Raw genomic sequence first — 12,880 nt, forward strand, 5'->3', positions numbered from 1 at the left:
GAGCTAGAGTTGCCCGGCCGAGCGGAGCGAAGAACCTGGGTCAATCATTAGAAAGAACAATTTAGGTTCCTTGCTCCGCTCAGAAGAGCAGCGGGTTGTTTCGGCGTTGACCGACTGCCAACCCGACTGGCCTAGCCAACGCGTAGGCGCCCAGTTTAGTGCACCCATGCTGGCCTAGCTACGCCAGAAAATCAGGATACACTTGCAGGCACACCGGGGCCGTAAGCTCCACGCTTTGACCGGTGGGCGTGAGGCGGCCGGTGTTGGCATCGGCGAAGTACGTGACGATGGTGTTAGACTGCTGGTGCGCCACCAGCACGGTGCGGCCAGTGGGGTCGAAGGTGAAGCTGCGGGGTGTTTTGCCGGGCAGCATTACGTGCTCTACTAGGCGCAGGCGGCCGCTTTTCTCGTCAATGGCGTACACTACCAGGCTATTATGGCCGCGGTTGGAGCCGTAGAGAAACTTCCCGTTCGGCGACACGTGCACATCGGCGCAGGCGTTCCACTCGGTGAAGCTGGCGGGGAGGGTGGGCACCGTTTCAATTTCGGTGAGCGTACCCCGGCTGGGGTCGTAGGTCAGGGCCGTCATCGTCGAATCAAGCTCATTGATGAGGTAGGCCAGGGGCCGGGTGGGGTGGAAAGTGAGAATGCGCGGCCCCGCCCCCGGCTTGGCCTTAAACGCCGGCCCCGACTGGCCTACAAGCTTGCCACTGGCATCGAGGGTGTAGCCGTACACGGTATCGTTGCCCAAATCGACGGCAAAAAAGTGCTTGCCGGCGGGGTCGGGCAGGAGGCAGTGAGCCCGGGCGTTTGCCTGGTTTTTGTGCGGGCCGTGGCCCTGGTGCTGGTCAACGGAAGAGGCGGGGCGCAGCATTCCACCTTCGCCAATGGGCAGGGCCGCCACGGTGCCGTTGCCGTAGTTGGCCACCAGGGCGTGGCGGTTCTGCTTGTCGAGGCTGATGTAGCAGGGAATGGTACCGGCCGAAGCCTGCTGGTTGAGCAGCGTGAGGCCACCGGTTTTGGGGTCAATGGCAAAAGCACTGACGCCGCCGTTGGGCGTGCCCTGGTAATTATCTACCTCATTCACGGCGTAGAGGAAGCGGTGCCGGCTGTCCACGGTCAGGAAGGAGGGGGCCGCGCCACCCTTGGCCCCAGTTACCCGCGTGAGGGCGCCGGTGGCGGGCGTGAGGCGGTAAAGCACAATGTTTTCCTGATCAGCCGGACCGTAGGAACCTACATATACCAAGTAAGAAGGGTTGGCCGAGCCTAGGCCAGTGCGGGCGCAAGCAGTCAGTACGGCGGCTCCGGCTAGGCCAGTACCCAGGGTGAGTAGAAAGTGGCGGCGGCTGATGGAGGATAGACTCATAGGAAAACAAATTGGCGGTGGAAGTTTTAGGAAGGCGTGGGTAAGGTGCTAAGGTAAAGAGCTCGTAAACGTACACGATACGCAATAGAACTCACATTTAGAGAGCCGATATATTCTACTTGAGTTGCCGCAACGCCCCGTGTCAATCCACGTCCTTGTGCGCTACCTTGGCGCTTCTAATTTCGCCTCTAACTTCCTTTATGCCCAAACCTTTTCTTCCTCACCTGGTGCTGGCGGCTGGTCTGAGTGGCCTAGCGGCCCTCAGCGCCTGCAACTCCAACAACAAGCCCACCTCCGGTACCCCCGAAACCGTAAACGCCGACTTCGACCGCTACAAGCAGCGCTTCATCGACTCGTTGTGGTACTATAACCCTGAGTGGGCCTCTTCCCAAGGATACCACCGCTACGACTCGCTCTTGGTAGTGCCTACGGCGGGCCGCCGGCAAACGGAAGCTGCAGCCATTGCCCGTCGCTGGAAGGAAATGGAAATCTTCAAGCCCGAAGACCTGTCGGTCAACAACCAAACCGACTACCGCCTCATGCAGAACTACCTGCAGTCGGCGCGCTTCTACGATGACACCCTGCGGGCCTGGCAATGGAACCCGGCCAGCTATAACCTGGGCGGCTCGGTGGCCGAAATCCTAAATGGCCGCTATCAACCTCTCGACCGTCGTCTGCGCTCCATCAGCACCAAAATTAGCCGCGCCGCCGACTACTACGAAGCTGCCAAAGCTAACTTGGAGCGGCCCACATTGGAGCACACCAAGCTGGCTATCGATCAGAACAAGGGTGGCCTAGAGGTGTTCGGGAAGGCGCTGCAAGATTCAGTAGCAAAATCGGGACTCTCGGCGAAGGAGAAAAAAGACCTCACCGACCGCATTGCCACCACGCGTCTCGTGATGGAGAACTACGTGCGCTTCCTGCAGCAGGAGGTGATGCCGGCTGGTAAGTTTCGCTCCTTTCGCCTGGGCAAGCCACTCTTCGACCGGAAGTTTGCCCTCGATATTCAGTCGACGTACTCGGCCGAACAGGTGTACCAGAAGGCGCTGCGGCACAAGCAAGAGTTGCTACATGACATGGGCAAGCGCGCCGCACGTCTCTGGCCCAAGTACTTCCCCGGCCAGCCGCAGCCCACCGACTCCGTAGCCCTCATCAAGCAGGTACTCACCAAGCTTTCGGAGAAGCACGCCACGCAGGCTGGCTTTGTGCAGGCCGTGAAAGACCAGATACCGACCCTATTGAAGTGGGTGGACGACCACAAGCTCCTGACCCAGGACCCCACCAAACCCTTGGTAGTGCGCGAAACCCCGCTGTACATGCGGGGCAGCGGCGCCGGGGCTAGCGTATCGGCCCCCGGCCCCTACGACAAGGCCGCCGATACTTACTACAACGTGGAGCCCCTAACCAGCTGGCCGGCGGCGAAGGCCGAAAGCTACCTGCGCGAGTACAACCAGTATACGCTGCAAATCCTGAACATCCACGAGGCCATTCCGGGGCACTATACTCAGCTCGTGTACGCCAACCGCAGTCCCTCACTAATAAAGGCCATTTTCGGTAACGGCGCCATGATTGAGGGCTGGGCCGTGTACGCCGAGCGCATGATGCTGGAAAGCGGCTACGGCGGCAATACCGACGAAATCTGGCTGGCCTGGGACAAGTGGAATATGCGCGTGACCCTGAATACCATCCTCGACCACGAGGTGCACGTTAACAACATCTCGGAGCAGGCGGCCGTGGCCATGCTGTTGCGCGATGGGTTTCAGGAAGACGCCGAGGCTCGCGGCAAGTGGCTGCGCGCTACCCTGAGCCAGGTGCAGCTCAGCAGCTACTTCACCGGCTACACCGCCATTTACGAGCTGCGTGAGGAGCTGAAAAAACGCGACGCTGATAAGTTCGACCTGAAGGCATTTAATGAGCATTTCCTGAGCTACGGCAGTGCCCCCGTGAAATACATCCGGCAGATGATGCTGGCCAAGTAATGACTATCAGGTAGATACATAGATGCTACAGAAAAAACAGCCCCGGAAGGAATTTTCCGGGGCTGTTTTTGTGTCTGCGCATGAACTTTTCTCTCTGTTCACCGAATGAGAGATACTACCAACACACCTTATCAGCTTCCTTTGTAGCCCGCCTATGAAAGTCATTGATACCAACGATACCGGCCTGCGCACTCTAATTCACGACTTCCCCCGCGTCATTGCCAAGTTCACCTCCGCCGATTGCACCATCTGTAAGCTGTTGGCCCCGCCGTTCGAGAAATTCGCCAACGACCCTCGCTTCCGCACCACCTTCTTGCGGCTTGACTCTGATGAAAACCCCGTAGCTAAAAAGCTGATGGATGAGCGTGTAGCCCCCTTCTTTGTGGCCTACTGCCGCGGCCGGATTGTGGAGTGCGATACTTTGAAAACAGAAGAAGAAGTGCTGGCCATGCTGGAAACCCTGCAGGCGTGCACTGATGAAGCACCGGTCCTGTAGCGCCGTAACGTTCTGTGCAACTGCGCATCCACAAAGACTTGCTGGCCCTCCTCGCCATGTTGGCCATGCTGGCTCTGTTATTCCTGTTTTTCTAACCCTTTCGAAGTATTGCTGCGCTGGCTTTGATAGGTGCCGAACCAGATGCCAGCCTGCGCGGCGCTAGGCCAGTAGTAAGCGGGCATGGGCAAAGCCTTACGGCGTATGGTGCCGGAAGGAGTGGTGCTGGCTCGGGTAGGATGGTTCCTGGTAGCTTTGCGACATGTTCTTTTTCCTGTCTAAAGTTCTGGACTTTGTCTTGTCGCCGATGCTGTGGTTCATCGGGCTGCTTTTGCTGGCGCTGATGCTACGGCACACTAAATGGGGTACCCGGCTGCTACTGGCAGCTTTTGGCTTGGCGGTGGTGCTCACCAACAATGCCCTCGTGAATGAGGCATTATTAGCCTGGGAGATTCCGCCCAAACCGTTGTCGGCGCTAGGCCACCGCGATGCGGGTGTGCTCCTGACCGGTATTACCAGCGTTACAAAGTCGCCGCACGATAGGGTGTACGTGAACCAGGGCGCCGACCGGCTCCTGCACACGCTGTGGCTCTACCGGGCCGGGCGCATCCGCAAAATCATAGTGTCGGGAGGTTCCGGGGCCATCGGGACGGAGGTAGCGCGCTCGGAGGCGGAGGAACTGCGCATTTTGTTGCGCCTGGCGGGCGTGCCAACCCAGGACATTTTGCTGGAAAATAAGAGCCGCAACACCCACGAAAACGCGCTCAACACCAAGGCCCTGCTCGCTCAGCATCCCGATATCAAGTCGCTGGTCTTAGTCACTTCGGCCTTCCACGAGCGCCGCGCCCTGGGCTGCTTCCGGAAGGTAGGCCTACAGCCAGCAGCTTTTCCGGCTTCCTATTACTCCACCGACCGCCGCCCGACGCTTTCCTACTGGCTAGTGCCCAGTGATGATGCCCCCCGCCTGTGGAGCGTGCTGATTCATGAAATGGTGGGCTACGGTGTGTACTGTTTGCTGGGCTACCTGTAGCAAAAAAGAAGCCGGTCAGTAAGACCGGCTTTTACTAGCACTACGCAGGGGCGAGAGAGTTAGCCCTTCAAATCTTCCTCAATCTGCTGCAGAAGCTGTTCGTACACGCAGGAAGCTTCTTGAGGCCAGCCAGGAGTGCCGGCCAGCTGTTTGGCTTGGTGCTCCAGCAGCTGTTGCATGTAGCGGTCTAGTTCGAGGGCCCGCCTAATAGGGGAAGGCGTTGCCGGTTTTGTGGGGCATGGAGGCAGCATAGGTGTTGGTAGTTACTCAGGTCACGACATCTTACGAATATAAGTAGCTACATGGTTTTAAGCGAGTGCAAATTATTTTCACCCTCCAGAATTACCCTGTCGCACCCCATTTCCCGCTAGGTGCCTGAAGGGCCAAAGCGCTCAGTGTGAATAGCTGCGGTCGGTACCTGCAGGTGTTGCGCAAGTAGGGTAGCGGCACTTTCCACTAGCCCAGTGGGCCCACAGATAAAGCACTGCGGCGACGTTGGCAGCTGGCCTACCGCCTCCTGCAGCATAGCCGCATCGAGGCGGCGCTGGTTGCCGGTCCAGCCTGCCGGGGATTGCCGGGTATAGGTCAGCACCAGCGAAAACGATGGGTCAGCCTGGGCCATGGCTAGCAACTCCTGCTGGTAAATGACCTCCTCCGGCGTCCGGACGCTGTATAGCAGCACGGTGGGGTTGCGTAGGCCACTACGCTGGCGGTGGCGCAGCATGCACATGAGCGGCACCACGCCCGAGCCGCCCGCGACTAGCAGCAAGGGGCCAGCCTGAGGCGTAGCATCCCACACGAAATAGCCCCCAATGGGGCCGCGCACTTCTAACTGGTCACCCACCTGCACGCCATCAAACAGGTAGCCTGATACTTCGCCTTCCTCAATGAGCTCCACGGTGAAGGCCACCTCGCCGGTTTGCTCTGGGGGCGAGGCAATGGAATAGCTGCGTTGGGCCTGGTAGCCATCGGGGGCGGTGAGGCGCAGGGTGTAGTGCTGGCCGGCCCGGTGCCGGTGCCACTGGGGTAAACTTAGGGTAAAGCTTTTAGCGTGAGGCGTTTCGGTAGTAATGGACACCACGGTGCCCACCTGCCAGGCTAGGCCACTCATTGGGCCTGGGCAGCTAAGTCTTCGTCATCGTCGCGGTAGCGCTGCTCCTTCCACGGGTCGCCGTACATGCTATAGCCGGCCCGCTCCCAGAAGCCCGGTTTGTCTTCGGCGAGCAGTTCCAGGCGCTGAATCCACTTGGCGCTTTTCCAGAAGTAGAGGTGGGGCACTACCAAGCGGGCCGGGCCACCGTGCTCGGGCGCCAGTGGTTTGCCGTCATAGATCAGCCCAATGAAGGCTTTGCCGCCGCGCAGGTCGGCCAGCGGGAGGTTGGTGGTATAGCCGCCGTAGCAGTGGGCCATTACGTAGCGGGCCTCGGGGGTGGGCTGGGCAGCATCCAGCAGCGTATCGAGACTTACGCCCTGCCATACTGTGCCAAATTTCGACCATTGCGTGACGCAGTGAATGTCTACGGTGAGATCTTGCTGGGGCAAATCGTTGAATTCCTGCCAGCTCCACTTCTGGGGCGCCTGCACCAATCCATCAACGCCAAACGACCACTGCGCCATGTTGATGCGGGGTGTGGGGCCGGCGCTCAGCACCGGAAAATCCTTGGTTTCGTATTGGCCCGGTGGTAGCACGTGGCCGGTAGGGGCGGGCCGCTTGCGCTGGAAGCCCCGGTTGAAGAAGGAGTTCTGCATGACTTAGAAGGAATAAGGAAGCACGGCACTAGGTGAGCTAATATACGCAGAGACAGGTAGCGCCAAGCTGAGCACAAACCTTTTAACGGGCGGCTGGGTTTTACCCAACTGCAATGGCGAGGCTTATCAAGCTTGCTGCAGCCCTAAGCGGCGGCTGTTGCCCCGAGTAGATAACCGCCGGCCAGAAGCAGCTTTTCACTTATTAGAATTCACGAACATGACCACTACGTCACTCGCCGATATACCTTTCTCGGTGCTCGATCTGGCCCCCATTTTGGCCGGCCACACGCCCGCCGACACCTTCCGTCATAGCCTGGAGCTGGCGCGCCGGGTAGAGGAGTGGGGCTTCCAGCGCTACTGGCTGGCCGAGCACCACAACATGGCCAGCATTGCTAGCTCGGCCACGTCCATCCTAATCGGGCACATTGCCGGCGGTACCAGCCGCATTCGCGTGGGTTCGGGCGGCATTATGCTGCCCAACCACGCCCCGCTGGTCATTGCCGAGCAGTTCGGGACGTTGGCGACCCTGTACCCCGGCCGCATTGACCTGGGCTTGGGCCGCGCCCCCGGCACCGACCAGGTTACGGCCATGGCCCTCCGCCGCGATGCGCGCGGGTCGGTCAACGACTTCCCCGAGAACGTGCAGGAGTTGCAGCTTTATCTGTCGGCTGAAAACCGCAATGGCCGTGTGCGGGCCGTGCCGGCCGAGGGGCTCGATATTCCGGTGTGGCTGCTGGGCTCCAGCACCTACAGCGCCCAGCTGGCGGGTATGCTGGGCCTGCCGTTTGCCTTCGCCAGCCACTTTGCGCCCACCTACCTACACGAGGCGCTACGCCTGTATCGTAGCAGCTTCCGGCCCTCCGAGCAATTGGCTGAGCCGTACGCCATGGCCTGCATCAACGTAATTGCCGCTGACACCGATGAGGAGGCAGAGCGTCTGGCTACCTCGTTCTATATGTTTGCCCTGAACATCATTCGGGGTACCTCGTCGCCCCTGCAGCCGCCTATTGACACCATGAATGGCCGCTGGAGTGATATGGAGGAAGCCGCCGTGCGCCAGATGATGACCTACGTGTTCATCGGTGGGCCTGAGAAAATCACCCGTCAACTCAATGACTTCGTGGCCAAAACCCAGGTGAAGGAGCTGATGGTAGTATCGCATATCTACGACCCCGCCGCCCGCGTGCGCTCCTACGAAATCTTGGCTGAGCTGAAAGGCAAGCCAGCATCTACGCCAGAGCTGGTGAGCGGAGAAGTGGCCTAGCGGGCGCCTCTCCCCCGCCCCCGCTCCAAAAAGTAGAGGTGAGCTAGATGAATTGGAGATGCTTCAATAATTGGCTTACAAACAAAAGGCCCCAGCCATTTGGCTGGGGCCTTTTGTTTGTGTTCGAAAGCCTACTGACCTAGTGATGAATAGCTAGGCGTTTGTTCTGAACTTCTTTGCTCGTCACCAGACGCACGAGGTAGATACCATCGGCAAGCTCGCGGGCGTTCAAGTCGTAGGTTAGGTGCTGACCGCGGGTGCCTAGGCCAGTGCTTACGTGCTTCACCAGAGTGCCCTTCAGGTCATAGATGCTCAGCGTGTACTGGCCATCCTGCGCCAGGGTAACTTCCAGGCGGCTGTGGTCTTGAGCCGGGTTAGGGTAAAGCATCACCTCAGCAGTAGAACCAGCTGACTGACCCGCTAAATAGGCGCTGGATTCTGCCGTTGCGTTAACCGCCCCGCAGATGCCCAAATTGTCGCCGTGCTTTAAGTGGTCGGCGGCATCGGCGGCTTCAACCTCGATACGCATCCCGTTATGGCAAACCACTACTTTTTCGCCCTTCTTGCCGGCACGTACGTCGACAACCGTAATGGTAACGGAAGCCGTAGCGGTGCAGCCCGCTGCGTTTTTGGCCGTAGCCTGCAACGTGTAGCTACCCGCTGATTTAGGTGTAAACACCGTGCTGGCGCCGGTAGTCGCGCCTAGGCCAGTGGCCGGGCTCCAGGTATAGGAAGCCGCACCTGTAGCCGAGGCCGTGAGGGTCACGCTCTGGGAGCCGTAGCCCAGATAGATGGTCTGGGCGCTGCCGCCAGTGTACACCGCAGAAGTGGGCTTCACGGCAATGGTTGGAGCGGCTTGGGCGGGCAAATCCAGCTTACCGTCGCAGTTGCGGTCCTGGCCGCATACGTCTTTCGCAGCGGGGTTGATGCTGGCGTCCTGGTCGTTGCAGTCACCGCCTTTCAGCACGTACCCAGCTGGCGTGAGACAGGCCGTGATGGTAGGAGCTGAGCTGTTCCCGAATCCGTCGCCATCAGCATCTGCATAGAACACCAGGCCAGGGTGCACGGCGGGGTTGAGGTCGTCGCAGTCCTCGTTGGAGGGGTAGCCGTCGCCATCTTCATCGGCGTAGGCCACCGTAACGTTCACCGGCACCGAGGTAGTGGCTAGGCCACCATTATCGGTGGCTTTAGCCGTGAGGGCATAGCTGCCTACAGGCACGTTGTTCCACTGGAAGCTGTAGGGCGCCGTTGTAGCCGAGCCCAGCAAGGTGGTGCCCTGGAAGAACTCTACTTTACTGATGGTGCCATCAGTGTCAGCGGCCGAGGCCTTGAGCGTAATGCTAGCTGGCACAGCAAATGTGGCCGAAGCCGTGGGTGACGTAAGGCTAACTGTAGGCGGCGTATTTACCGGGGCAGTGCCACAGGAAGCGCCTACCGTGTAGCTCACCTTGGCGTCAGCGGTGTTGCGCTCCAGGCCATTGGGGCCTACTTGGTAGGTAAAGTACAGGCTGAGTACTGAGCCGGCGGCCTGTCCGCGCGCCGTGTAGGTAAAGTCACCAACGGAGTTCTTGGTCATGCCGTAGCCACCGCCATTGATGTACAAGATAACCAGGTTGCCCCCAGCCGTTGCCCCCAGCGGGTGAAACGTGAAGGCAACATCGGTCCCAGTAGTTACGGCCTTCCAGCTAAAGTCACCGTTGGCCGCCGTGCCGCAGTAGCCGCCGGTGTCACCGCCGGGCGTAGTACCCGTTACGGTTATTGCTACAGGTGCCGAGGTAGTGGCTAGGCCACTGTTGTCGAAGGCTTTAGCGGTGAGCGAGTAGCTGCCTGCCGCTACATTGCTCCAAGAGAAGCTGTAGGGTGCCGCCGCAGCCGTGCTAAGCAGGGTGGTACCCTGATAGAACTCTACCTTACTGATGGTACCATCGGCATCGGCGGCATTAGCCGTGAGGGTAATAGTAGCTGGCGCAGCAAACGTAGCCGAAGCCGCGGGCGAGGTCAGGCTGACGGTCGGGGCAGAAGGGGCGGGCGCATCGCTGCACACCGTGCCTACCGTGTAGGAGTGGGGCGCGGCCGCCGAGTTCTTTTCACCACCGCCGGCTCCTACTTGGTAAGTAAAGTAGAAGTTGAGGGCTTGGCCGGCCGTCTGGTTGGGCAGCGAGTAAGTGAAGTCACCCACCGAGTTTTTCGTCATGCTGTAGCCGGGGCCATTCACGTAGATGATGGCCAAGTTGCCGCCGGCCGTGGCACCCAGGGGGTGAAACACAAAGTTGACGTTGTTGCCCACCGTAGTAGCTGCGTAGCTGTAGTCGCCGCTGGCGGCGGTGGCGCAGTACGTCACGGGCGGCACCGTTACGGGCGCCGAGTTGTAGTATACGTTGTCAAAGTAGAAGTCGGCCTGGGCGCTGGGGGCATCACCGGCAAACATGAAGGCCTGCTCCAGGGCGGTCCAGTCGAGGTTGCCGAAGGCTTTGAGCGGAATGGTCACCTCGTGCCACTGCCCGTCGCGCACCAGCCCGTACTGCGTGGCGCCGGGCGCGAAATCAACCCAGCCTTCGGTGCCGCTTTTCACGCCCACTTTAAACTGCCCGGCGTAGGTAGTCTTGAAGTGGAATTTCAGGGAGCCATTTGAGAAAGCTGCCAGATTCTTGACGCTGTTGGCAATGCCAAACCCAAACCAATTACCGGCACCCGCGCGCAGGGCCAGCACATCAGAGCCCTCGTAGGGCGTGGGGGAAGGAATGTTGCTGAGGTTGTTCCACAGGTACAAATCGGCATCCTGGCCGAATGCCAGCTTCTCTGTTACTTGGGCATTTTCGGTATACACCCCGAAGTTGGGCCCGGCAATGACGTTGCTCTTCACCGTGATGGTCACTGGAGCTGAATTGGTTACGAGCTTGCCGTTATCTGTCACCTTAGCCGTGAGCGTGTAAGTGCCCGCCGCTACCCCGCTCCAGGTGTAGGTGTATGGGCTGCTGTAATCGGTGCTGAGCAAGGTTTGGCCGTTGTAAAACTCCACTTTATACACCGAGCCGTCGGCATCGGCGGCAGTGGCGGCTAGGTTGATGGTAGCCGGGGTGGTGAAGCTGGTGCTGGCCGTAGGGGCGGTTATCGAAACTGTGGGAGCCGTGTTGTTGGGCGCCGCCACAAACACCGTAATTGGGGCGGAGGTAGTCGTTACACCTTCGTTGTCGGTAGCTTTGGCCGTGAGCGTGTAGGTGCCAGGAGCCACGTTGTTCCAAGTGGCACTGTAGGGCGCGGTGGTAGACGTGCCCAGCAGCGTGGGTCCGTTGTAAAACTCCACCTTCGTAACCGAGCCGTTAGCATCGGCGGCTTTGGCCGTCAGGGTGATAGTGGCAGGCGTAGGTATCAGCGCCTCATTAGCTGGGGAGGTTAGGCTGACGGTAGGAGCGGGGTTGGTGGCCACGCCGCCGCTGTAGTAGATGTTATCGAAGTAGAAGTCGGCGGCACTACCGGGTGCATCACCGGCAAACATGAACGTAGCCGTTACCGAGCCCAGGTCGCCATTGTTGAAGGCCGACATCGGAATCACTACTTCGTGCCACTGCCCATCGCGCACCAGTCCGAAGCGCGAGGTGCCGGCCGGGAAATCAACCCAGCTCTCACCCGCCCCCGACTTAATCCCGAACTTGAACTGCCCAGCATAGGAGGTTTTGAACTGAAGCTTTAATGAGCCCTTATCAAAGGCCACTAAGTTTTTTACCTGGTTATCTACGCCCATGCCAAACCAGTTGCCGGGGTTGGCGCGCAGGGCCAGCACCTCCTGCCCTTCAAAAGGGGTTGGGGTAGGGGAGGTGATGTTGGTCAGGTTGTTCCAGATGTAAAGGTTGGCATCCTGCCCGTAAGCCAGACGCTGCGTGATGGCGGGGTTCTCGGTGTAGATACCGAAGTCCCCGGCAATGCCGTTGTTGGTGCCCAGGTATAGCTCGTCGCCAGGGCTCTGGTACAGCCGAATGTAGTCTACCTGCATCTGACCCGGTAGGGGCGCTGTGATGCCCTCAGTGCCGTAAATGCCGGTGTACTGGCCGCCTACGGCTAAGTTTAGCAGAATGTACTGGGCCTTATGAAACTCCTCTAAGTCGGCAGCGGCGCCCTTCGAAATGTCGATGGCGTAGTACTCGTGGTCGTCGATGAACATGCGGATGAGCTGGCTGTCCCAGGTCATGCGGTACACGTGGTAGTCGTTGGTAAGGTCCGTGGGACTGTCGAAGTACCGGTCGTAGGAAGCGTGCTGACCGGCGTTTTGCCAGTGCGTGGCCCCACCCACCCGGCGGTTGATGACGCCATCTTTGATGGCCGCCGCCGAGCCCATTTCCATAATGTCGGTTTCTCCGCTGGCGGGCCAGGTACCGCTGGCGCCCAGGAGCCAGAAGGCCGGCCAAAGGCCGTTTTGCAGATTGGGTACTTTGATGCGGGCTTCCAGAGTGCCATACTTAAACTGCACGCGGCCCAGGGTTTTCAGGCGGGCTGAGGTGAAGGGCTTACCCTGGTAATTTTCTCGACGGGCCTCGATAATTAGGTTACCGTTTTCAACGCGGGCGTTTTCGGGGCGGTTAGTGTAGGTTTCCAGCTCGCTGTTGCCCCAGCCGCACACGCCCTGAGCGCAGCCGTCGCCGAGGTCATACGTCCAGGTGTTGGGGTTAATGCTGGTGGTGTTGAAGTTTTCTTCCCACACGAGTTGCTGCTGGGCCTGCGCTGGGAGGTGCGCGGCGGCTAGTAGGCCACCCAACAGCGCTAGGCAACTCAACCGGACTCGTTGGACATACTTGTAGAAGGTTCTTTTCATACTAGTGGGATTTGAAAGGGAAAATGGATCGGAAAGCGAAGGGAAGGGCGGCAGGTTAGCCGCGATAACTCTAGCTAGCGGCGGAAATAGGGGACTCGCCGCGAAAGTGAATTCAGAATAGTAGAGGCCTAGCCAGTAAGAGGCAGTAGCTAATAAAGGAGGTTGACGGGGCAGATAGAAGTGTCAGAAACT

At 59.4% G+C, this 12,880-nt stretch carries 9 protein-coding genes; 4 read left to right on the plus strand and 5 right to left on the minus strand.

The genetic code is table 11. The features are described 5' to 3' along the window. Positions 1-3: 3 nt before the first annotated feature. Together EU556_RS26205 and EU556_RS22660 are read right to left on the minus strand one after the other, a co-directional pair. Entirely contained in the window at positions 4-168 is a 165-nt protein-coding gene (locus EU556_RS26205; RefSeq protein WP_167855692.1) for a hypothetical protein, read from the minus strand. A gap of 10 nt (positions 169-178) precedes the next feature. Continuing rightward, a complete protein-coding gene (locus EU556_RS22660) occupies positions 179-1,366 on the minus strand; it encodes a lactonase family protein (RefSeq protein WP_135436530.1) in 1,188 nt (395 codons plus the stop codon). A 200-nt stretch (positions 1,367-1,566) separates the two neighbouring features. On the opposite strand from EU556_RS22660, the gene EU556_RS22665 reads away from it, so the two are divergent. The 3 genes from EU556_RS22665 (at position 1,567) to EU556_RS22675 (ending at position 4,868) form a co-directional block, all read left to right on the plus strand. Further along, positions 1,567-3,345 carry a DUF885 domain-containing protein gene (locus tag EU556_RS22665; RefSeq protein ID WP_135436531.1) on the plus strand — a complete coding sequence of 593 codons (1,779 nt, stop codon included), beginning with the start codon at positions 1,567-1,569 and terminating at the stop codon, positions 3,343-3,345. A gap of 154 nt (positions 3,346-3,499) precedes the next feature. Continuing rightward, positions 3,500-3,841: a thioredoxin family protein gene (locus tag EU556_RS22670; protein ID WP_135436532.1), complete on the plus strand. Its 342-nt coding sequence runs from the start codon at positions 3,500-3,502 to the stop codon at positions 3,839-3,841. Between the two features lie 259 nt (positions 3,842-4,100). Next, entirely contained in the window at positions 4,101-4,868 is a 768-nt protein-coding gene (locus EU556_RS22675) for a YdcF family protein (protein WP_135436533.1), read from the plus strand. A gap of 367 nt (positions 4,869-5,235) precedes the next feature. Here EU556_RS22675 and EU556_RS22680 read toward each other — a convergent pair whose 3' ends face one another. Both EU556_RS22680 and EU556_RS22685 read right to left on the minus strand, forming a co-directional pair. Next, positions 5,236-5,979, minus strand: coding sequence for a ferredoxin reductase (locus EU556_RS22680; protein ID WP_135436534.1), 744 nt, complete (start codon positions 5,977-5,979; stop codon positions 5,236-5,238). Next, positions 5,976-6,617: a sulfite oxidase-like oxidoreductase gene (locus tag EU556_RS22685; protein WP_135436535.1), complete on the minus strand. Its 642-nt coding sequence runs from the start codon at positions 6,615-6,617 to the stop codon at positions 5,976-5,978. Before EU556_RS22685 ends, EU556_RS22680 begins: the two co-directional genes overlap by 4 nt. A gap of 217 nt (positions 6,618-6,834) precedes the next feature. On the opposite strand from EU556_RS22685, the gene EU556_RS22690 reads away from it, so the two are divergent. Then, the gene (locus tag EU556_RS22690) at positions 6,835-7,881 is read left to right on the plus strand and encodes an LLM class flavin-dependent oxidoreductase (RefSeq protein WP_135436536.1); all 1,047 of its coding nucleotides are present in this window, start codon (positions 6,835-6,837) and stop codon (positions 7,879-7,881) included. A gap of 139 nt (positions 7,882-8,020) precedes the next feature. On the opposite strand, the gene EU556_RS22695 is transcribed toward EU556_RS22690, so the two are convergent. Then, complete coding sequence (locus tag EU556_RS22695; RefSeq protein WP_135436537.1) at positions 8,021-12,688, minus strand: Ig-like domain-containing protein; 4,668 nt, start codon at positions 12,686-12,688, stop codon at positions 8,021-8,023. Positions 12,689-12,880 lie beyond the last annotated feature (192 nt).

Origin of the sequence: Hymenobacter fodinae (assembly GCF_004745825.1) — a bacterium.
Lineage (GTDB): Bacteria > Bacteroidota > Bacteroidia > Cytophagales > Hymenobacteraceae > Hymenobacter > Hymenobacter fodinae.